We start from the raw sequence: 20,590 nt of genomic DNA, 5'->3' as shown, positions 1-20,590 counted from the left end.
CGTTCACCTCTTCTTTTTACTAATCGCAAGTCCGTCCCCGACAGGAATAATCGCAGTTTGGTAATCCGGATGATTCATCAGCCAATGATTATATTCATCAATTTTTGTTATAAGCCTGCGCCTTCTCTTCGGTTCTATTTTGCTGTAATCCTCTGCCACCAGACCTTTAAACAGCACGTTGTCCGTTAAAATCACCCCGTCCGGTGAAAGCATCGGTTCATATAAATGAAAAAAGTTTTGATACTGACCTTTTGCAGCGTCAATAAAAATGACATCGTAAGGCGCAGTTACATGAACAGCGTCAGCTAATTCAAGCGCATCTCCGTAAAAAACATGAATCCGGTCATCAAGCTGAAATTCCTTGATATTGTTTACCGCTTCTTCGTGCCGTTTCTCATTGCGTTCAATTGTATATATTTCAGCAGACGGCAGCTCCAGCGCCATTCGAATGGCAGAATAACCAATGGCCGTTCCGATTTCTAGTATTTTTTTCGGCTGTTTCAGAGACAAAATTTGAAGCAGCACCTCCATGCCCGCTTTTTCCATGATCGGGACATGATGTTCTTCTGCATATGCTTCAAGCTTCTTCACGTTATCCGGCCGAGGCTTTAATAATGCTTCTATATAGTCATTTATTTGTTCATACCGGTCAGTCACTACAAACAGCCTCCCGTTCTAAAAAGGAGTGCCCCAGTCTTATGCACAGGACACTCTCTGAATACATCATGATACATCGGTAAACAACCCGATATATTTTATCATAAAACCTTGCGGAAAGCGAACAAAAGGAGAGCTTTTTGCTCTCCTTTTATTTCTCATTTTTTGAGGAAATGTATTTTTCTTTTGCTTTATTATGCTCTTTTAGCGTTTTTGTAAATACGACCTCACCATTTGCTTTGGCCAAGAAATACAGATAGTCCGTTTTATCCGGATGCAGCGCCGCTTCCCATGACGACATGCCGGCATTGGCGATCGGCCCTGGCGTCAGTCCTGTGTTTTTATACGTATTGTATGGTGAATCGATTTCCAGATCCTTATAAAGAACCCGATCTTTATGCTTGCCTGCCGCGTACAGGACGGTCGGATCTGTTTGGAGCGGCATTTTCTTTTTCAGGCGGTTATAAAAGACGCTCGCAATTTTATGGCGGTCGGCTTTTTCTGTCGCTTCTTCTTCAATTAAAGAAGCCATCGTCAGCAGCTTATGCACAGAAAGTTTGTTTTTCTTCATTTCTGATTTATATGTTTCCACATAAGAATTTGTCTGCTTGATCATTGCCTTGATAATGTCTTCAAGTGATGTGTCCGGATCGTTAAAAGGGTATGTAGCCGGGAATAGGTACCCTTCAAGCGGGTGCTTAATGTTTTGATTGAAAACATCGTTTGTCACAGTGTCCGGGAATTCTTTCTTCAGCTGATTGATAAATGTTTCATCGTCCAGCTTCGCTATGACTTGTTTTTTCGAGTATTTCGTTTCATCAGCAATAGCAGCCGCGATTTGGGTCAGCTGTGCTCCCTCAGTCACTGTGATTTGAAAAGCGTAGCCTGTAGCCCCGCTTGTCAGCTTCTGAATAATGGCATCTAAATCCATTCCTTTATTCAGATGGTAGAATCCGGCCTGAAACCCGGAAGCACCTTTATATTTCACATAGTACTGAAATGCTTTCTCGCTTTTTATGACATCATTTTTCTTTAATATCGATGCGATGGCTGAAACAGACGAACCGCTCGGAATGTTAATATTCACTGTCGTTTTACTGTCTTTTTCAACAGGTTCAAGCAATGATTTCCCATATAAAAATGCCCCGCCAATGATGAGAAACAGCACAACAATGGAAGACAGTATGATTCTTTTTTTATTAAAAAACGATTTTTTTTGCTGATTGATATACATTAGGTCTCCTCCCATCAGCTCTTATACTACATGATTCATTGTATTTCGGCAATTTATTACAAAATAAGGGCGAAAGAGGCCTGCAACAAGCAGAAAAAAAACCGGAGCAGTATAGCTCCGGCTTTGGTTTGGCACGATGACTTATTCTTCGTCTTCGTCCGCTAGGAATGTGTTTAGTGTTTCTTCGATCATATCCCATTCTTCGTCAGTTTCAATCGGGAATAGCTCACCGTTTTCACCGTCTTCGTTTGGCGTGAAGCTGGAAGCAAGAATTTCTACTTCTTCGTCATCTTTTGATTCGATTGGGTAGTACAATACATAAGACTTTCCAAACTCTTCGTTTTCAAATGTAAACAGCACTTCACAAAGCTGTTCATTTCCTTGCTCGTCAACAATTGTAATATTTTTTTCGCCGTGTTCCATTTTTTTCACCTCTGGCTTTAATTTAAGCTGTCGAGATATCCTTGTAAAATCATGACAGCCGCCATTTTATCAATGACTTTTTTTCGTTTTTGCCTGCTGACGTCAGCTGCAATCAGCATTTTTTCAGCCGCCATTGTGGTAAGACGCTCGTCCCACAGTACAACAGGAACATTGTACGTTGTTTCAAGCACTTTAGCAAATGTTTGGCTGGCTTCACCTCTCGGGCCGACAGTTCCGTTCATGTTCTTAGGAAAGCCGAGCACGATTTTATCTATAGTATAGTCCTTTATCAGTTCAGATAAACGAGATAAACCATAATCGCCTTCCGCTTCATTTATCTTTATGGTCTCAATGCCTTGAGCAGTCCAGCCCATTTCATCGCTCAGAGCTACACCGAGTGTTTTGGTTCCTAAATCGAGTCCTAATATTCTCATTCTTTATTTACGCCTCTTTATGCTGTTCTAAATAAGACTTCACCAATTCCTCGATTAATTCGTCTCTTTCAAGTTTGCGAATTAAATTGCGAGCGTCACGATGCCTAGGAATATAAGCGGGATCACCTGACAGCAAGTATCCGACAATCTGGTTGATTGGATTGTAGCCCTTTTCCTGAAGCGCGTCATACACAGTAATCAGCACCTCATTTACGTTAGTCTCAGCAGAATCATCGGAGAAATTAAATTTCATCGTTTTATCAAACGAGCTCACCGTTTTGCACCTCTTTCCCAAATTCGCAGGCAAAGTTCAGCCTGGGGTCCTAATCTTACCATCATTCTACACTACATGGGCGAATTATAAAACGGATTTCACCCAATCTTCTACAGAAGCCAAAGCTTCTTCTAATTTTTCCGGCTGTTTGCCGCCTGCCTGCGCCATGTCCGGACGGCCTCCGCCGCCTCCGCCGCAAACTTCCGCAGCTTGTTTAACCAGCTTGCCGGCATGAAGGCCTTTCTCAATAAGGTCCTTTGTGACTCCGGCAGAAATATTTACTTTATCGTTTTGTACCGCACCAAGCACAATCACCGCAGAGCCAATCTTTGCTTTGAGTTCATCAACCATTGTGCGGAGATGGTTCATGTCTTTAGCATTAACTTTTTCTGAAAGCACGTTTACGCCGCCAACTTCTTTTACTTTCGACAGGATCGCTCCTGCTTCCACGTTGCCTAGTTTCGCAAGAAGAGATTCATTTTCTCTTTGTGCTTCCTTCAGTTCTGCCTGCAAAGCCGCGACCCGTTTCGGCACCTCTTTGATATTTGTTTTCAGCTCGTCAGCAGTCTGCTTCAATACAGAAATCTGGCTGTTCATTTCGACGTAAGCGCCTTGCCCCGTTACAGCTTCAATCCGTCTTGTGCCTGCCCCGATTCCAGATTCAGAAACGATTTTAAACAAGCCGATTTCTGCTGTATTTCTGACATGGCAGCCGCCGCACAGCTCTAAGCTGTAATCCCCAACTTGAACGACACGGACAATATCGCCATATTTTTCGCCGAACAGAGCCATCGCACCCATTTCTTTTGCCTCAGCGATCGGTTTCAAATCAATATTGACCGGGATGCTCGCCCAAATTTTTTCGTTTACGATTCTTTCAATTTGGTCAAGCTCTTCTTTTGTCACTTGGCCAAAGTGTGAGAAGTCAAAACGAAGACGGTTTTCAGTTACAAGAGAGCCCGCCTGATTGACATGAGTTCCAAGAACGTCTTTTAGAGCCTGATGCAATAAATGCGTTGCCGTGTGGTTTTTAATGACGCCGCTTCTCATATGGTCTTCAACTTCAGCAGTAACATGCAAGCCTTTTTGAACAGTACCGCTCTCCACAACACCTTCATGCACATGCTGGCCGTTCGGCGCTTTTTGGACATCTTTAATTCTCACAACTGCCTGCTCGCTGCGGAGATAGCCTTTGTCGCCGATTTGACCGCCGCTTTCTGCATAGAACGGTGTTTCATCAAGAATGAATTGAATGCTTTCGCCTTCATGAGCCTCTTCGATTAATTGGCCGTCCTGAAGAAGCACAATGACATTGGCATCAGCTTTGGTTTGAGAATAGCCGACAAATGTACTTTCATCGGTCACGTCGCGCAATGCGCCGCCCTGCACCTGCATGCTGCCGACATCCTGGCGGGCGTTTCTTGCCCGTTCTCGCTGCTGGTTCATTTCTTCCTCAAAGCCCTCATGGTCAACCGTCATGTTCTCGTCTTCTGCGTATTCTTCAGTCAATTCAACCGGGAATCCATACGTATCATACAGTTTAAACACATCAGCACCTGAGATGACGCTGCTGCCCTTGTCTTTTTCTTTTTTGATCATTTCTGACAGGATCGCAAGCCCTTCATTAAGGGTCTCATGGAACCGTTCTTCCTCAGTTTTAATGACTTTTGCGATGAAATCCGCTTTTTCTTTTACTTCAGGATAGAAATCAGCCATGATTTCTGCGACAACCGGCACTAAATCAAACATGAACGGACGGTGGATGTTGATCGTTTTGGCATAACGGACGGCACGGCGCAATAAGCGTCTTAATACATAGCCGCGGCCTTCATTTGACGGCAGCGCCCCGTCACTGACAGCAAAGGCAACTGTTCTGATATGGTCGGCAATCACTTTAAACGCAGTGTCCTTCACATTGTCTTTGCCGTATGTTTCACCAGAAATCGATTCTGTTGCTTTGATGATCGGAACAAACAAATCGGTATCAAAGTTTGTCGGAACATTCTGGATGACAGATACCATTCTTTCAAGTCCCATGCCTGTATCAATGTTCTTCTTCGGAAGCGGTGTGTACGTGCCGTCAGGGTTATGGTTGAACTCTGAGAACACAAGGTTCCATACTTCTAAGTAACGGTCGTTTTCTCCGCCTGGGTAAAGCTCCGGATCTTCTAGATCATTACCATATGCTTCACCGCGGTCGTAGAAAATCTCCGTGTTCGGTCCGCTCGGCCCTTCACCGATATCCCAGAAGTTCCCTTCCAGACGGATGATTCTTTCTTCAGGAATACCGATTTTTTTCGCCCAAAACTCATACGCCTCTTCATCCTCAGGATGAACCGTAACTGAGAGAAGTTCTTTGTCGAAGCCGATCCACTTATCGCTCGTTAAAAACTCCCAAGCCCATGTAATGGCTTCTTCTTTAAAATAATCGCCGATGGAAAAGTTTCCGAGCATTTCAAAGAAAGTGTGATGGCGCGCAGTTTTACCTACATTTTCTATATCGTTTGTTCTGATTGCTTTTTGAGCGTTTACGATTCTTGGATTTTCCGGCACGACACGGCCGTCAAAATATTTTTTCAGCGTCGCAACACCGCTGTTGATCCAAAGCAGTGAGGGATCCTCATGAGGCACTAATGACGCGCTTGGCTCTACCGCATGCCCTTTTTCTTTAAAGAAATCCAAAAACATTTGACGCACTTCCGCAGAAGTTAAGTGTTTCATTGTATTTCCTCCTCTATAAAAATCGAAATTCTCTTCAGTGACAGCAAAAAAGCCCTCCCCCTATGCAAACCAACGTTTACACAGGGACGAGAGCTGTCTCGCGGTACCACCCTGATTACGGGCTTCATTCGCCCGTCACCTTAAACCCTGTAACGCAGGATGTGCGGCAGTGATTAACTGCACTCAGGATTAGCTTCCTCCGATCTTCTGCTAAAGCTCCTTTCAGCTTATGGAGCTTCTCTCTTTAACAGGGCTTCGGCGTACTCAGATCCGTCACTCGAGATTCGTATGTATTCTACGAGAAATTATAGACAAGCGGCACGCCAATGTCAATGCTCTGTCCTCATCCGCAAAAAATGGATCATCATCACTTTTAAAACAGCCGTCGCAGGAACAGCCAGAATCATCCCGACGATTCCCGCAAGCTCCCCTCCGGCGAGGAGTGCAAGCATGATTACGACCGGATGCATTTTAAGGCTTCTGCCGACAATGAAGGGACTAAGGATATTGCCTTCCATAAACTGCAGAATAAACACCGTAATCACCACAACAAGAACCGCCTTCACTGAGATTGTCATCGCAATTAACAATGCAGGAACAGCTCCAATGAAAGGGCCAAAATACGGAATGACATTCGTGATCCCAGAGATAAGGCCGAGTATCAGCGGATACGGAAGCCCAAATACCCAGAACGTAAAGCCGGCAATCACGCCGAGAATCAGGCAGACCAAAAGCTGCCCGCGGATGTAATCTCCAAGAGAGTCATCCACATCGCGCAAAAAGGCACTGCCACGCTTTCTCCACGACTTCGGAGTCAGGTACCATACTGTCTTTTTCATTAGCTCAATGTCCTTTACCATATAAAATACAAGAAAAGGGATCGTTGCCGCAATCAAGAAATAATCAAGCACGTTTCGGATTCCGCTGATCGCACCCTCGATCGTTCCAGCAAAAAACGCCTCCGTCTGGCTGATCATTTTATCTATACGGTGATGCATACCATCAGGCCAATCATCCGTATGATTATGCACATGAAGAAGGAGCCCGTTATACGTTTCGGCAAACATCGGTATATTTTCTGACAACTCCGTCAGCTGCACGATGAGAACAGGCACCCCCTTATACAGCGCCCAGCCAATCCCGCCAAAAAAAAGAACATAAATCACCAAGATGCTCAAAGTCCTAGGCAATCCTTTGCCATGCAGCCATTCCGTGACCGGAAGCAATAAATAAGATATAAAAATGGAAATAATCAAAGGAATAAAGATCGTTTTTATGACGTACCAAAAAGGTGTCCATAACATATCAAGCATAAAAAAGACGTAGACTGTTAACAGAACCAGCAAACAAATGGCCACCCATAACAAAAGCTGCACCGGTTTTTGAAGCATCTGCTTTCACCTCACCTATATCTTTTGAGGTTTACACAGAATTATTCTTTTATGTTTTCAGCCAGTCATAAGTCGTGGACATTTTTTCAGATCGTTTAGTGTGTTTTTAAATCCGCTATGCTATCTGAAATTACCCGAAGCGGCTGATAGAAGCGTCGTGCTCCACCGGGCTGAGCTACACTGACTTTGTTATTTTCATGCCGCAAGCGCTTCGCTGCATGGTTCCGCCCATTAGATACATCGCTTGCTATTGTGATTGCTCTGCCCGAACTGATCAGACGGCGATTATTTTTTTCGATCTTTTTACTTACAGCACCTTATGTATGTGGCAGTCAATTACTCCCTTTCACTCGCAGCAAGGCGCCTTGAGGCACGGCAAACATAGAAAAGGATACTCTTTAGAGAGTATCCTTTTTGCATTAAAACATTTTCATCATTCTTCTTCTCATCCGCTTCATGCTTCGATTATTCAGCATGTCAGATTGAGTCGCCATTCGGTACACGAGAGCTCCGGCTCCCATTGCCAAAAGAGAAGTCATCGTCCGATTCATCCTGCGCATCTCCTTTCATGATTAAAAATTGATGCTGCGTTCATCCTCAGAAAACAAATCATCCAAGCTGCTTAACGTTCCGTCTTCTTCCACCTGATGAGTTGCAATCTTCCCTTTCGCCACTGTCAGTTCAATAAAACAGCCCCAGCAATAATATTGGTTCACGCCGATTTTCCCGATATCCTTACTTTTGCAATTCGGGCATATAAGCATATCTCACACCTCTATCCGTTCAGAACGATCTCGTCTTTCCGCACCTCGACAAGCGAATCCGCTCTTTGGATCTGGCGCTTGCTTCCCGCCAGGTCAGAAAAGAAACCGTCCGAGAGTTCATATGCTACGATTATGCCCCTGTCCAAACAAAAGTATACATCTTCCAGCATCCCCAATATATCGCCCTCTTGCGATTTCACAAGCTTCATTTTCATCTGTTCGTATGTGAAGCATGATTTCGGAAGAGGCAGAAGCTGTTCTGAACTGACCGAAGCCAATATGCGGTCATCAAGAACGGAAGAGATATCACACGCCCGTAATAGCGCATGATGATGATGCAAAAAGCGTTTTTGTGCAAGAATAAACCCGAGACAATCTCCCTGCAGAGAAAAACAAATATCAGAAATTGCCCCGAGATAACAAGAAGTTCGTTCTGAGTATACTGGGAATCCTTCTACTTCATGGCATGTTCTCAAAGTGTGATCAACCACCTTTTGTTGAACAAGCTTAGGTTTTGCTTTGCGCCTTAGACTCATACGATGAAATCAATTCCACTGCAAATGAAAAAACTCCCGCTTACACGGGAGCATGTTTACAACTGTTCTTCTTTCATAAAGTCAAATGGTGTAATGCCTTCCATGCCAATGTTGGCGTCGTGTACGCTGAATGGGAGCTCTTTTTGGAGAGCCTCAAGCTCGGCATCCATTTCCTCAACTTGTACGGACAGCCTGTTTTTTAAGGAGGTCTGTCTGACAGTTGCATCATTATTTTTAACGCCCCACTCCAGCGCCTCCTCTTCCCCGCATAAAATGAGAAATTTCTTCGCTCTTGTAATCGCGGTATAAAGAAGGTTTCTTCTGAGCATTCTATAGTAGCCTTTCACAACAGGCAAAACCACAATCGGAAATTCACTTCCCTGCGATTTATGAATAGAACAGCAATACGCATGGGTAAATTGATTAAAATCTTTTTTCGTAAACGTCATTTCATTGCCATCAAAAGAAACGACGGCCATGTCTTCTTTTTCTGTATTTTCCTTTGCATAAAATATCGACGTAATTTCGCCAATATCTCCGTTGAATACATTGTTTTCCGGCTGATTGACAAGCTGCAAAATTTTATCTCCGGTTCTGTAGACAACATCCCCGAACTTCAATTCTCTCCGTTTTTCTTTCGGAGGATTTAAAATATCCTGCAGCATCACATTCAACTCATTGATGCCGGCTTTTCCTCTGTACATCGGAGCGAGGACCTGAATGTCCTTTGCCGTATAGCCTTTTTTCAATGCATTGGCGACAACCTTTTCAACAACTTCTTTAATTTGCGACCCGCCGCAGCGAATAAAGGAACGGTCCTTTGTCGGGGCAGTCAAATTGTTCGGCAGCAATCCATTTTTCATCTGGTGGGCAAGCTCGACGATTGATGACCCCTCAGCCTGGCGGTAGATGTCTGTCAGTCTCACCGTGGGAATCACCTGGGATGCCAGTAGGTCTCTCAGCACTTGGCCCGGACCTACAGAAGGCAGCTGGTCTTCGTCTCCGACAATGATGATTTGGATATGATCAGGGATCGCCTTGAATAGATGGTTCGCCAGCCATATATCAAGCATGCTGGCTTCATCAATTATTAACAGCTTCCCTTCAATCGGCTCATCCTCTGTATGGGAAAAGCCTTCAGCGCCGTTCCAGCCAAGCAGCCTGTGTATCGTGACTGCAGGAAGTCCCGTTGATTCACTCATTCGTTTTGCTGCTCTCCCTGTCGGAGCGGCCAAAACAATCGGAAAAGCTTCATCCTTTTTATAAGCTGACGGGTCTAGTGACACACCGTGAAGCTCTCCGTAGAGCTCGACAATCCCTCTGATAACCGTCGTTTTCCCTGTTCCCGGGCCGCCTGTTAAAAGAAGCATCGGCGAGGAAAGGGCTTTTTGAATCGCTTCTTTCTGGCTGGGGGCATACTGAACGTTCATCCGTTCTTCCAATTCCCCCAAAGCGAGCAGAAATTCTGATTCGGGAAACTGGTCATCATATTCAGTTTGGCTTGCGATATGTTTCACTCGCTTAGCAACATTTTGTTCAGCGTAAAACAACGATGGAAAATAACAGCGTCCATCTTCTATGACAATGTCTTTATTTTCTCCAAGAGCAATAATCGCGTTAGCGGCATCCATTTCTGTGATGCGCTGATCTTCCTTTGCTGACTGGTTTAACAGTGATTGGGTATCGATGATCAGCTGCTCCGTTTCTATGTACGTGTGCCCCTCTGACAGACAAGTCGTTTCAAGCGTGTACAGAATCGCAGCTTTTACCCGCTCAGGATGGTTACCCGAAAGACCCATTCTGCCGCCCAGCTCATCCGCTTTTCCAAACCCGATGCCTTCTACGTCCTTCACAAGCTGATAAGGATTTTCTTGAATCTTTTCAAGCGTCTCGGATTCATAGGCTTGATAGATTTTCATAGACAGCTGCGGGCCAAAGCCGAACTGGTTCAGGGAAATCATGATTTGCTCCAGCCCCTGATGCCGCTGCAAGGCACCTGCCAGCGTGTCTGCTTTCTTTTTTGACAGCCTCGGAACATCATAAAGCACTGAAGCGTCAGCCAATATTTTGTTAATGGCGCTGTCGCCCAGCTTTTTCACAATTTCTTCAGCTGTTTTTTTGCCGATTCCCTCGAATAAGTCACTCGATAAATATTGTATTATGCCTTCCTTAGTCGTCGGTATCTCTTTTTTAAAATGCTCCGCTTGAAATTGGAGCCCGAATTTCGGGTGTGTTACGATCTTTCCGTAAAACGTGTAGGTCTCTTCTTCTTGAAGCGCAGGGAAGTAGCCCGTCACGGATACGGCTTTATCTTCTATGGCTTCGGAGGTCTCTGTTACTTTCACTTTCAGAACCGTATATAAATTGGTGTCATTATGATAGATGACTGTGTTAACTGTCCCTTTTAAATAGGGCTCTTCCTCCAGTTTAAGCTGATCCGGATGCTGCTGCACGAGCTGTCCCTCCTCCTGTGCCTGTTATGATGGGTCGATCAGTTTTTTAGCATGAAGCGCAAGCATATGGTCTGGCTGGATATCGATCGCCTTGTCCAGCATTTCCAGCGCTTTTTCTCGATTTTCTTTATAAGCATAAGCGACACCGGCATTATAAAATGCATCTGCATGCCCGGGATCTTGCTCTGTTACAGCTGCGAACTGGCTGAGCGCTTCGTCCAGCATGCCCTCATTGGCTAAGCACATCCCGAATTGAAAGCGTGCTTCCGTATCGTTTTCATTCAGCTCAACCGCTCTTTGTAAATATGGCAGTGCAAGCTTAGGCTGTTCGAGCTTGACAAGAACCGTTCCGAGCATGTAAAACAGGTCGCCGTTTTCCATCCCCGCACGAAGCGCTTTTTCAAACATGTCTTTCGCTTCTTTGTACATTTCTTTTACAACATAGACATTTCCTGCTCCATAATAAGCAGTGGCTGCGCTATTGTCTAATTCAAGCGCTTTATCATAAAACGCAAGCGCACGTTCCAGCTCGTTTACGGATGAAAGCAGGTTGGCAAAATTGATATACGGCATCGCGTCTTCTTTATTTTCTTCAATCGCTTTTGTAAATGCCTCTGCCGCTTTCTCGTAATCGCCTTCCTGCATCGCCTCTATACCGAGTTGATTATAATCCACCGATCATCTTCCTTTCACTAAAAAACCCCAACTCAGTGTTGAGGTTTTTCATCTTTTATACGTACCACAATTTTGTTCCGTCTTTGTACACATCATCAATTGTCCCGCCGCCAAGGCATTCTTCACCGTCATAGAAGACAACGGCTTGTCCCGGCGTTACAGCTCTGACTTGTTCATCAAAGATGACTTCCGCTTCACCTTCGCCAGTCATGCGCACCGTCACTTTATGATCTTCTTGGCGGTAACGGAATTTAGCCGTGCAGGAAATCTCTTCACCCTTCATGATATCCGAACGTACCCAGCTGATATTTGTTGCTGTGATTTTGTCGGAATATAAAAGCGGGTTATGGAACCCTTGATCTACGTAGAGGATGTTCTTTTCAAGATCTTTCCCTACCGCAAACCACGGCTCGCCGCTTCCGCCGATGCCAAGGCCGTGACGCTGTCCGATCGTGTAGTACATCAACCCGTCGTGGCGGCCTTTAACTTCGCCGTCCATCGTCATCATATCGCCCGGCTGTGCAGGGAGATATTGGCTGAGAAACGTTTTAAAGTTACGCTCGCCGATAAAGCAGATGCCTGTACTGTCTTTTTTCGTCGCCGTTGCAAGTTCTGCTTCTTTGGCGATTTCACGCACACGGCTTTTTTGAAGCTCGCCAATCGGGAACATGACTTTGCTCAGCGTATCTTCTGTCAGCTGATTCAAAAAGTACGTTTGATCCTTGTTTTCATCAATGCCGCGCAGCATTCTGACTTTTCCGCCGCTTCTGTCTACTCTTGCATAGTGGCCAGTCGCTAAATAGTCGGCGCCAAGTGACAATGCATGCTCCAAAAAGGCCTTGAATTTAATTTCTTTGTTGCACAGTACATCCGGGTTTGGTGTTCTGCCTGCTTTATATTCATCAAGGAAGTATTGGAATACCTTCTCATAATATTGCTTTTCAAAGTTTACGGCATAATACGGGATTCCGATTTGGTTGCAGACGCGGATCACATCTTCATAATCCTCTGTCGCCGTGCAAAAACCGTTTTCGTCCGTGTCATCCCAGTTTTTCATAAAGATTCCGATTACATCATAGCCCTGTTCTTTTAACAGCAGGGCCGCCACAGATGAGTCTACTCCGCCGGACATGCCGACGACGACTCTTGTATCCTCCGGCCGTTTTTCCATTTCATTCACTCCAATAACTAAGCCGCCTTATTGTGTCAGTCGTTTGACAACGTCGGCCACATGTTTGGCAGCAGTTTTCACTTGCTCAGCCGTATTGCCGAGGCCGAAGCTGATTCGAATAGAGGACGTCAGCCTGTCACTCTCTTCTCCAAACATAGCAGTCAGAACATGTGACGGCAGGACTGAACCGGCCGTGCACGCTGAACCGCTTGAGACAGCGACACCCGCCATATCAAGATTGACCAGCAGCGCTTCCACTGACACACCGGGGAAATAAAGATTCAGAACATGCGGCAGACTATGCTCTTTGTCCCCGTTGATCTCGAATGCCACGCCTGCATCTTTAAGCGTGTCGGCAAAAATTGTTTTAAACGATTGATACTTCTCGTTTTTTTCGTCCCGTTCTTCACTTGACAGCTTAATCGCTTCTTTCAGCCCGACAATGCCCGGAACATTTTCTGTTCCGGCACGGCGTTTTCTTTCTTGCTCTCCTCCGAATAATAGCGGTGAAAGCTTCACATCTTTACTCGCATATAAAAAGCCTGTCCCTTTTGGCCCGTTGAGCTTGTGCCCGGAAACAGACAGAAGATCAATATGGCTGTTTTTCACATCAATTGGCAGCAACCCGAACGCCTGAACAGCATCGGTATGAAAATACGCTTTGTGTTCCTTCAGCAGCTCACCGATTTCATCGATCGGCTGCACTGTTCCGACTTCATTATTTCCATACATCACTGTCACAAGGATTGTATCATCACGCAGTGCTTCTTTCACCTGTTTTGCACTGACTCTTCCATTTTGGTCAACGTCCAGATACGTTATGTCAAATCCGTCTTCCTCAAGTTTTTCACATGTGTGAAGCACAGCATGATGTTCAATTTTTGTCGTGATGATATGTCTGCCCAGATCTTTACGTGCAAGCGCGGTTCCCATAATCGCCAAGTTATCAGCTTCCGTGCCCCCGCTTGTAAAAATGATCTCCTGCTCTGCCGCTCCGATTTCTGCTGCAATCTGCGCTCTTGCTTCATCCACCCATTTTCGAGATTCTCTGCCAAATGAGTGAATACTGGATGGATTACCGAAACTTCCTGAAAAATGCGGTATCATTTTTTCCAGCACGCGCTCATCCATCGGAGATGTTGCGGCATGATCTAAATAAATCCGTTCCATAATGTTTACACCTCTGATCTAAATATAGAACATATAAGCTTCTTGCTCTCCGTCTGTATAGCTGGCAAGATCCTCTAATGTTGTACTGTCTAAAACCTCTTTTACAGCGTCTCGGATGCGAATCCAAAGTTCACGCTTGGCAGGCTCCTCATCTTCCAGCACTTCAACAGGGCTGATCGGCCCCTCTAGCACACGGATAATATCTCCCGCCGTAATGGCATCCGGTTCACTGCCTAATACATATCCGCCATATGCGCCTCTGATGCTTTTCACTAAACCGGCATTACGGAGCGGCGATACCAGCTGCTCCAAATAATGTTCGGACAAATTATTCGTCTGTGCGATGCTTTTTAATGAAGTCGGGCCCTCACCATGCTTTTTTGCAAGCTCGATCATAATGGTGAGCCCGTATCTTCCCTTAGTTGATATTTTCAACATGAACACCTCTGTTATTTCATGATTTTCCACATTTATAATGGTAATTACTATATGTTTCGTCCGTTTATTATCTAATAGACCAACTGTTATTATAACATACCTTCAGCGAATTTTCATTGAGGCAAAAGGAAACGGGCCTTTCCCCTTTTCTAATGTACGGTTTTCCGTTACCCTGTAATTAAGTAAGGAGAGATGATAGATGAAGCCATTGGCATATCGGATGCGTCCGACAAAAATAGAGGATATTATCGGCCAGCAGCATCTGGTGGCTGAAGATAAAATTATCGGCAGAATGGTCCAGGCAAAACATTTGTCACCCATGATTTTGTACGGGCCGCCCGGAATTGGAAAAACATCAATCGCCACAGCAATCGCCGGTTCGACAAGTATAGCTTTTCGAAAGCTGAATGCTGTCATTAACAATAAAAAAGATATGGAAATCGTCGCCCAGGAAGCCAAAATGTCAGGCCAGGTGATTTTGATTCTGGATGAAGTCCACAGGCTGGATAAAGGAAAACAAGATTTTCTATTGCCCTATTTAGAAAATGGGATGATCATTTTGATCGGAGCAACCACGGCTAACCCGTATCATGCCATTAATCCGGCGATCAGAAGCCGGACCCAGATTTTTGAGCTTGAGCCGTTAACACCTGAACTGATCAAACAAGCGCTGGAAAGGGCCCTTCATGATGAACATCGAGGCCTCGGCACATATTCTGTATCCATTGATGATCAGGCGATGGAGCATTTTGCTCACGGATGCGGAGGAGATGTCCGCTCCGCTTTAAATGCACTTGAGCTGGCCGTGTTGTCAACGAAGGAGTCAGCAGACGGTGTGATTCATATTACATTAGACACTGCGGAAGAATGTCTGCAGAAAAAGAGCTTTTCTCACGCTAAAGATGGTGACGCGCATTATGATGTGCTGTCCGCTTTTCAAAAATCGATCCGCGGCTCTGATGCCAACGCTGCTCTTCACTATTTGGCAAGATTAATTGAAGCCGGTGATCTGGAGAGCATCGCAAGACGCCTGCTCGTCATCGCCTATGAAGATATCGGCTTAGCAAGCCCGCAAGCCGGTCCGAGAGTGCTCCACGCTATTCAGACCGCTGAGCGAGTCGGTTTTCCCGAAGCGCGAATCCCGCTGGCCAACGCAGTCATTGAGCTTTGCCTCTCACCGAAATCAAACTCAGCCATTCTGGCAATCGATGAAGCTCTGGCTGATATCAGAGCCGGAAAAATCGGTGATGTACCGAAGCATTTAAAGGACGCGCATTATAAAGGAGCTCAGGAATTAGGAAGAGGAATCGACTATAAATACCCGCACAATTACGACAATGGATGGGTCGAACAGCAATATCTCCCTGATCCTTTAAAGAATAAGCAATACTACAAGCCGAAACAGACAGGCAAGTTCGAATCCGCCTTAAAGCAGGTGTACGACAAATTAATGAAAAGAAAATAAAACAAAAACAGCCTTGCTCTTCAAGGCTGTTTTCATGCGTTATTTATCCTTTACGCGTTTGATTTCAATGTCTTTCAAAAGATCCATGACAACATGTCCACCCATAATCAAGCCTGCGACTGACGGCACAAACGCATTAGAGGATGGCGGCATTTTCGCTTTACGGATTTTCGCTTCGTCATTTCCCACTTCTTTTCTGACATCTTCCCGAATGACAATCGGGCTTTCATCAGAAAAAATCACTTGAACGCCTTTTTTGATGCCCTCTTTGCGTAATCTCGTACGGACGACCTTCGCAATTGGATCAGTGTGCGTCTTTGAAATATCTGCGATTTGGAAGCGTGTCGGGTCCGTTTTGTTCGCGGCACCCATGCTGGAAATGAGCGGAATATCCCGTTTCAGACATTCTTTCATTAAATGGATTTTATAATGAATCGTGTCTGACGCGTCAATGACATAGTCGAGATTATAGTCAAAAAATTGCTCATACGTTTCTTCCGTATAGAACATTTTTAACGCGATCACTTCGCACTCCGGGTTAATGTCAGCGATCCGCTCCTTCATTAAATCAACTTTCGGCTGTCCGACAGTTGAAAGCAGCGCGTGAAGCTGACGGTTTACATTTGTAATGTCCACATCATCTTTGTCGACAAGCAGAATGCGGCCGACGCCTGACCGCGCGAGCGCTTCCGCCGCGAACGACCCGACTCCGCCAACCCCAAGCACAGCCACCGTGCTGTTTTTCAGCGTTTCAAGGCCTTCTTTTCCGATAGCTAATTCATTGCGTGAAAACTGGTGTAACAAGAACCTCACTCCACATTCGTATTCTGGTTTCATCTATAAAATGGCTGATCCATGAGCAGCCGTTTTTCTGCGCACAAAAAATAAAGTCCCAATAGTGCCGTTGCAGCTTTCCTTTGTTTTGAACCCGCTCTCAGCAGGTGGGTGCCCTCTTTTAAATCTTGTAAGTCCTCTTTACCGAATGAAAAGAGGCATGTACGCCATTTAAAAATGCGGGCTCCCAAATCAAAAAAATGTTCGGTCAAAACTAGGTGTACAACTAACACATCAGGACTTTATTTAACTTGTCAAAATCATATCACAGACGATTTTGATTTTCAAGAATCGAACTGCACATTCAGTTCTTAACTTTTTTCTTGATAGAAAGATGAAGCTCATCAAGCTGAGCATCGCTTACTTCGCCTGGCGCTTCTGTCATCAAGCAGCTTGCGCTTGCCGTTTTCGGAAATGCAATCGTATCTCTCAGGTTCGTACGTCCAGCTAGAAGCATAACGAGACGGTCTAAGCCGAGTGCGATTCCGCCGTGCGGAGGAGCGCCGTATTCAAATGCTTCCAGCAGGAATCCGAACTGTTCAGCCGCTTCTTCTGGTGAGAAGCCGAGAAGCGCAAACATTTTTTCCTGAATATCCTTTTCGAAAATACGGATTGAACCGCCGCCAAGCTCATAGCCGTTTAAAACGAGGTCATAGGCTTGTGCTTTCATGTCTTCAGGCGCTGTTTCAATCAGCTCAAGGTCTTCGCGGACAGGCATTGTGAACGGATGGTGCGCTGCGTAAAAACGGCCTTCTTCCGGATCATGCTCTAATAGCGGCCAGTCGATGACCCATAAGAAATTGAACAATTTTTCATCAATCAATCCGCGTTCTTTCCCAAGCTTTAAGCGCAGGGCGCCGAGTGATGCGGCCACAACTTCAAATTGATCCGCTCCGAACAGCAGCAAATCACCTTCAGCAGCATCAAGTGCTTCAATCAGCTTAGACTGCTTTTCTTCATCAAAGAATTTAGCGATCGGGCCTTTCACTCCGTCTGCCTCAACTTTCACCCAGGCAAGCCCTTTTGCCCCGTAGTTTGCAGCAAAAGCGCCAAGAGCGTCGATGTCTTTTCGTGAGTAGTCGCCGGCACCGTCTTTTACGTTGATGGCTTTGACCACGCCGCCGTTTGCTACAGCTGATGAGAACACTTTAAATTCCGTATCCTTTACAATGTCAGACACATCCGTCAATAGCATGTTAAAACGCGTATCCGGTTTATCAGAACCGTACTTGTTCATTGCTTCGTCATACGTCATTCGAGGGAGAGGAAGCTTAAGTTCCACACCTTTTGTTTCACGCATAACCTTTGCCATCATCTCCTCAGCCAATGACATAATGTCTTCCTGGCTCATAAAGGACATTTCAATATCAATTTGCGTAAACTCAGGCTGGCGGTCCGCACGCAAGTCTTCATCGCGGAAACAGCGGGCAATTTGATAATATCGTTCAATGCCTGATACCATCAGAAGCTGTTTAAATAGCTGCGGGGACTGCGGCAGCGCGTAGAACTCACCTTCATGCACACGGCTCGGCACCAAGTAGTCACGTGCGCCTTCAGGCGTGCTTCCTGTTAAAATCGGCGTTTCAATATCAAGAAACCCGTTTTCATCTAAAAAGCTGCGAACAGCTTTCGTCACGTTATGGCGCAGCTGCATCGTCTGGAACATAGCCGGTCTGCGCAAATCTAAGTAACGGTGTTTTAAACGAACGTCCTCTGATACGTCTTCTGCTTGATCAGAAATCGCAAATGGAGGTGTCTTTGCAGCATTTAATACGTTCACTCCATCAGCATGTATTTCGATCGCGCCTGTTTTCAAATTCGGATTAACTGTTCCCTCTTCACGCGCCACCACTTTTCCTTGAATATCAAGCACGTATTCATTTCTGATACCTTCCGCAATAGCAAGCGCTTCTTTTGACACATCAGGGTTAAAAACGACTTGAACAATTCCCGTACGGTCACGCAAGTCAATAAAAATCAATCCGCCGAGGTCCCGTCTTTTTTGGACCCAGCCTTTCAGCGTTACAGATTCACCGATTGCTTGTTCAGTTATTTCACCGCAATAATATGTTCTACCAAACAATGTGTTCCACTCCTTATCCCTTTTGATTTGCCTTCATTACATGTATAAATTCATCAAGTGCCACTTCAATCTGTTCGCCCGTCTGTGCATCCTTTACATTGATTTTGTTTTGGGCTAGCTCATCTTCACCCAAAATCGCAATAAATCTCGCATTCAAGCGGTCAGCTGTCTTAAACTGGCCTTTCATTTTCTTATTCTCATAATCGATTTCACTGGAAATGCCTGCTTCTCTCAGTTTGTACACCAATGAAACAGAATAATCCTTTGCTTTTTCGCCGAGTGTGACGATATAGCAATCGATTCCCTTATCAACAGGCAGCTCTCTTTTTTCAGCGTCAATTGCGGCAAGCAAGCGTTCGATGCTCATCGCAAATCCGATGCCCGGTGCTTCAGGTCCGCCGATCTGTTCGACAAGCCCGTCGTAGCGTCCGCCGCCGGCAAGTGTCGTAATCGCGCCGAAGCCCTCCGCATTGCTCATAATTTCAAATGCGGTGTGGTTGTAATAGTCCAGCCCCCTCACAAGGTTCGGATCAATTTCATACGAAATGCCAAGATCGTTTAAGTATTGTTTCACTTTCTCAAAATAAGCAGCTGATTCTTCATTTAAATAAGTCAAAATCGAAGGTGCCGATTTCATCAGCTCATGATCACGGTCTTTTTTGCAGTCCAAAATTCTAAGCGGATTTGTGTGCAGCCGTGACTGGCAGTCTGAACAAAATTCTTCGATGCGAGGCTCGAAGTGTTTCACGAGCGCTTCTCTGTAGCTTTTGCGGCTAGCTTGATCGCCGAGGCTGTTTATGACAAGCTTTACGTTTTCTAAACCTGCTTTTTCATAAATACTCATCGCAAGCGCCATCACTTCAGCGTCTATTGCTGGGTCTTTCGAGCCAATCGCTTCAATTCCAAACTGATAAAACTGGCGGTAACGGCCCGTCTGAGGACGTTCATAACGGAACATCGGCCCTACATAATAAAGCTTTGTCGGCTGTACAGGATTCGCGAACAGCTTGTTTTCATTAAAAGCGCGAACCGCCGCAGCTGTTCCCTCCGGACGAAGCGTCAGGCTTCTGCCTTTGCGGTCCTCAAAGGTATACATTTCTTTTTGTACGATATCCGTTGATTCTCCGACGCCTCTGGCAAACAGTTCTGTATGCTCAAAAATCGGTGTGCGGATTTCTTTATATTGATAAGTGCGGCAAGTGTCTCTCATAATTTGTTCAACAAACTGCCAGCGATCTGATTCTCCAGGCAGAATATCCTGTGTTCCTCTTGGAATGTTATATCCCATAAGTAGAACCTCCTTATGTATTCCTTTTAAAATATACAATTATCGTTCATGATGAAAATGAAAAAAACTCCCGCCCCTACTATACATGATAGTAGGGACGAGAGTTATACCCGTGGTGCCACCCTAGTTGGAATATGTTCATATTCCCGCTCGATCCTTTAACGCAGGTTCACGTTCACTGCCTAATGACGTTATTCACGCGTTCAGCAGGAAACCTCCGGAGTGTTGTTTCGAGAAAGACGCAATGGGATCCGCTTTCAGCCTGGGGCGGGTTCCTCTCTAGCCATGCAATCTGACCTACTCTTCTCCATTATTGGTTCAAATCTTTCATCATTTGCTATGTACTCAATTTCTATTATAATAATGGGATTGGGGTTCTCTGTCAAGCTTTATTCCGGTTGTTTTTCCTAAGTGCTGCTTCTTTGGACATAAGACCAAATTCAGATGCTGTTTCCGTTAGATAACCAGTTGTATCGGGATCTGCGTGATCGCTGTAATGCAGATTTGCTTCACCGTCTTGAAATGCCCGTCCCATTTTTGGATGATATTTCATGATTTGCACACCTTTTTGATTGTATT

At 45.2% G+C, this 20,590-nt stretch carries 20 protein-coding genes, 1 other RNA gene, 1 pseudogene and 1 other annotated feature; of the genes and pseudogenes, 2 read left to right on the top strand and 20 right to left on the bottom strand.

The window, feature by feature from the left end:
- Positions 1 to 3 precede the first annotated feature (3 nt).
- The 7 genes from QA442_RS08205 to QA442_RS08175 all read right to left on the bottom strand — a co-directional run bounded on the left by QA442_RS08205 (position 4) and on the right by QA442_RS08175 (position 7,134).
- Entirely contained in the window at positions 4 to 657 is a 654-nt protein-coding gene (locus QA442_RS08205; protein ID WP_040082308.1) for an O-methyltransferase, read from the bottom strand.
- A gap of 151 nt (positions 658 to 808) precedes the next feature.
- The gene (gene mltG, locus QA442_RS08200) at positions 809 to 1,891 is read right to left on the bottom strand and encodes an endolytic transglycosylase MltG (protein WP_095432343.1); all 1,083 of its coding nucleotides are present in this window, start codon (positions 1,889 to 1,891) and stop codon (positions 809 to 811) included.
- A gap of 141 nt (positions 1,892 to 2,032) precedes the next feature.
- Positions 2,033 to 2,314, bottom strand: coding sequence for a DUF1292 domain-containing protein (locus QA442_RS08195; RefSeq protein ID WP_014664792.1), 282 nt, complete (start codon positions 2,312 to 2,314; stop codon positions 2,033 to 2,035).
- Positions 2,315 to 2,331: 17 nt separating this feature from the next.
- Positions 2,332 to 2,748, bottom strand: coding sequence for a Holliday junction resolvase RuvX (ruvX, locus tag QA442_RS08190; protein WP_003229795.1), 417 nt, complete (start codon positions 2,746 to 2,748; stop codon positions 2,332 to 2,334).
- Between the two features lie 7 nt (positions 2,749 to 2,755).
- Positions 2,756 to 3,022, bottom strand: a complete 267-nt coding sequence (locus QA442_RS08185; protein ID WP_003225903.1) for an IreB family regulatory phosphoprotein — start codon at positions 3,020 to 3,022, stop codon at positions 2,756 to 2,758.
- A gap of 84 nt (positions 3,023 to 3,106) precedes the next feature.
- Entirely contained in the window at positions 3,107 to 5,743 is a 2,637-nt protein-coding gene (alaS, locus tag QA442_RS08180; protein ID WP_095432344.1) for an alanine--tRNA ligase, read from the bottom strand.
- Positions 5,744 to 6,072: 329 nt separating this feature from the next.
- Positions 6,073 to 7,134, bottom strand: coding sequence for an AI-2E family transporter (locus tag QA442_RS08175; RefSeq protein ID WP_040082305.1), 1,062 nt, complete (start codon positions 7,132 to 7,134; stop codon positions 6,073 to 6,075).
- Between the two features lie 102 nt (positions 7,135 to 7,236).
- On the opposite strand from QA442_RS08175, the pseudogene QA442_RS08170 reads away from it, so the two are divergent.
- A pseudogene (locus tag QA442_RS08170) lies at positions 7,237 to 7,519 on the top strand (amino acid ABC transporter permease); the annotation flags it as partial.
- A gap of 34 nt (positions 7,520 to 7,553) precedes the next feature.
- Here QA442_RS08170 and QA442_RS08165 read toward each other — a convergent pair.
- The 8 genes from QA442_RS08165 to cymR all read right to left on the bottom strand — a co-directional run bounded on the left by QA442_RS08165 (position 7,554) and on the right by cymR (position 14,338).
- Positions 7,554 to 7,685, bottom strand: a complete 132-nt coding sequence (locus tag QA442_RS08165; protein ID WP_014664797.1) for a DUF3918 family protein — start codon at positions 7,683 to 7,685, stop codon at positions 7,554 to 7,556.
- A 21-nt stretch (positions 7,686 to 7,706) separates the two neighbouring features.
- Positions 7,707 to 7,898: a hypothetical protein gene (locus tag QA442_RS08160; protein ID WP_003225893.1), complete on the bottom strand. Its 192-nt coding sequence runs from the start codon at positions 7,896 to 7,898 to the stop codon at positions 7,707 to 7,709.
- Positions 7,899 to 7,909: 11 nt separating this feature from the next.
- The gene (locus QA442_RS08155; protein ID WP_095432345.1) at positions 7,910 to 8,434 is read right to left on the bottom strand and encodes a PRC-barrel domain-containing protein; all 525 of its coding nucleotides are present in this window, start codon (positions 8,432 to 8,434) and stop codon (positions 7,910 to 7,912) included.
- 56 nt (positions 8,435 to 8,490) lie between these two features.
- Positions 8,491 to 10,887 (bottom strand): SF1B family DNA helicase RecD2, encoded by a 2,397-nt coding sequence (gene recD2 / locus QA442_RS08150; protein ID WP_040082303.1) that lies wholly within the window; start codon positions 10,885 to 10,887, stop codon positions 8,491 to 8,493.
- A 24-nt stretch (positions 10,888 to 10,911) separates the two neighbouring features.
- Complete coding sequence (locus tag QA442_RS08145; protein WP_231516582.1) at positions 10,912 to 11,532, bottom strand: tetratricopeptide repeat protein; 621 nt, start codon at positions 11,530 to 11,532, stop codon at positions 10,912 to 10,914.
- An 85-nt stretch (positions 11,533 to 11,617) separates the two neighbouring features.
- Positions 11,618 to 12,733 (bottom strand): tRNA 2-thiouridine(34) synthase MnmA, encoded by a 1,116-nt coding sequence (mnmA, locus tag QA442_RS08140; RefSeq protein WP_004398509.1) that lies wholly within the window; start codon positions 12,731 to 12,733, stop codon positions 11,618 to 11,620.
- A gap of 27 nt (positions 12,734 to 12,760) precedes the next feature.
- Positions 12,761 to 13,903, bottom strand: a complete 1,143-nt coding sequence (locus QA442_RS08135) for a cysteine desulfurase family protein (RefSeq protein WP_095432347.1) — start codon at positions 13,901 to 13,903, stop codon at positions 12,761 to 12,763.
- An 18-nt stretch (positions 13,904 to 13,921) separates the two neighbouring features.
- Positions 13,922 to 14,338 carry a cysteine metabolism transcriptional regulator CymR gene (gene cymR, locus QA442_RS08130; protein ID WP_003225879.1) on the bottom strand — a complete coding sequence of 139 codons (417 nt, stop codon included), beginning with the start codon at positions 14,336 to 14,338 and terminating at the stop codon, positions 13,922 to 13,924.
- A gap of 202 nt (positions 14,339 to 14,540) precedes the next feature.
- Between cymR and QA442_RS08125 the strand changes: the two genes are divergently transcribed.
- Complete coding sequence (locus QA442_RS08125; RefSeq protein WP_095432348.1) at positions 14,541 to 15,806, top strand: replication-associated recombination protein A; 1,266 nt, start codon at positions 14,541 to 14,543, stop codon at positions 15,804 to 15,806.
- A gap of 39 nt (positions 15,807 to 15,845) precedes the next feature.
- Here QA442_RS08125 and QA442_RS08120 read toward each other — a convergent pair whose 3' ends face one another.
- From QA442_RS08120 to QA442_RS08100, 5 genes are all read right to left on the bottom strand, one after another.
- Positions 15,846 to 16,610 carry a tRNA threonylcarbamoyladenosine dehydratase gene (locus QA442_RS08120; RefSeq protein ID WP_014664803.1) on the bottom strand — a complete coding sequence of 255 codons (765 nt, stop codon included), beginning with the start codon at positions 16,608 to 16,610 and terminating at the stop codon, positions 15,846 to 15,848.
- 81 nt (positions 16,611 to 16,691) lie between these two features.
- Positions 16,692 to 16,884: non-coding RNA, 6S RNA (gene ssrS, locus QA442_RS08115), on the bottom strand.
- Positions 16,885 to 16,944: 60 nt separating this feature from the next.
- Positions 16,945 to 18,723, bottom strand: coding sequence for an aspartate--tRNA ligase (gene aspS, locus QA442_RS08110; RefSeq protein ID WP_069149972.1), 1,779 nt, complete (start codon positions 18,721 to 18,723; stop codon positions 16,945 to 16,947).
- A gap of 13 nt (positions 18,724 to 18,736) precedes the next feature.
- Positions 18,737 to 20,011, bottom strand: a complete 1,275-nt coding sequence (gene hisS, locus QA442_RS08105) for a histidine--tRNA ligase (protein ID WP_071581517.1) — start codon at positions 20,009 to 20,011, stop codon at positions 18,737 to 18,739.
- Between the two features lie 90 nt (positions 20,012 to 20,101).
- Positions 20,102 to 20,334, bottom strand: a binding site (T-box leader).
- A gap of 59 nt (positions 20,335 to 20,393) precedes the next feature.
- Positions 20,394 to 20,564, bottom strand: coding sequence for a YrzK family protein (locus QA442_RS08100; protein WP_014664807.1), 171 nt, complete (start codon positions 20,562 to 20,564; stop codon positions 20,394 to 20,396).
- Positions 20,565 to 20,590: the final 26 nt, after the last annotated feature.

Source organism: Bacillus stercoris (genome assembly GCF_029772985.1).
Taxonomy (GTDB): Bacteria; Bacillota; Bacilli; order Bacillales; family Bacillaceae; genus Bacillus; species Bacillus stercoris.
This window is presented reverse-complemented; position numbering and strand designations above follow the sequence as displayed.

Excerpts from the sequence above, each read along its gene's own strand:
- mltG (WP_095432343.1), bottom strand. The coding sequence starts at position 1,891 with ATGTATATCAATCAGCAAAAAAAATCGTTTTTTAATAAAAAAAGAATC.
- ruvX (WP_003229795.1), bottom strand. The coding sequence starts at position 2,748 with ATGAGAATATTAGGACTCGATTTAGGAACCAAAACACTCGGTGTAGCT.
- QA442_RS08160 (WP_003225893.1), bottom strand. The coding sequence starts at position 7,898 with ATGCTTATATGCCCGAATTGCAAAAGTAAGGATATCGGGAAAATCGGC.
- mnmA (WP_004398509.1), bottom strand. The coding sequence starts at position 12,733 with ATGGAAAAACGGCCGGAGGATACAAGAGTCGTCGTCGGCATGTCCGGC.
- QA442_RS08175 (WP_040082305.1), bottom strand. The coding sequence starts at position 7,134 with ATGCTTCAAAAACCGGTGCAGCTTTTGTTATGGGTGGCCATTTGTTTG.
- QA442_RS08145 (WP_231516582.1), bottom strand. The coding sequence starts at position 11,532 with ATGCAGGAAGGCGATTACGAGAAAGCGGCAGAGGCATTTACAAAAGCG.
- QA442_RS08195 (WP_014664792.1), bottom strand. The coding sequence starts at position 2,314 with ATGGAACACGGCGAAAAAAATATTACAATTGTTGACGAGCAAGGAAAT.
- QA442_RS08155 (WP_095432345.1), bottom strand. The coding sequence starts at position 8,434 with ATGAGTCTAAGGCGCAAAGCAAAACCTAAGCTTGTTCAACAAAAGGTG.
- QA442_RS08135 (WP_095432347.1), bottom strand. The coding sequence starts at position 13,903 with ATGGAACGGATTTATTTAGATCATGCCGCAACATCTCCGATGGATGAG.
- QA442_RS08165 (WP_014664797.1), bottom strand. The coding sequence starts at position 7,685 with ATGAATCGGACGATGACTTCTCTTTTGGCAATGGGAGCCGGAGCTCTC.
- hisS (WP_071581517.1), bottom strand. The coding sequence starts at position 20,011 with ATGGGATATAACATTCCAAGAGGAACACAGGATATTCTGCCTGGAGAA.
- QA442_RS08100 (WP_014664807.1), bottom strand. The coding sequence starts at position 20,564 with ATGAAATATCATCCAAAAATGGGACGGGCATTTCAAGACGGTGAAGCA.
- QA442_RS08125 (WP_095432348.1), top strand. The coding sequence starts at position 14,541 with ATGAAGCCATTGGCATATCGGATGCGTCCGACAAAAATAGAGGATATT.
- alaS (WP_095432344.1), bottom strand. The coding sequence starts at position 5,743 with ATGAAACACTTAACTTCTGCGGAAGTGCGTCAAATGTTTTTGGATTTC.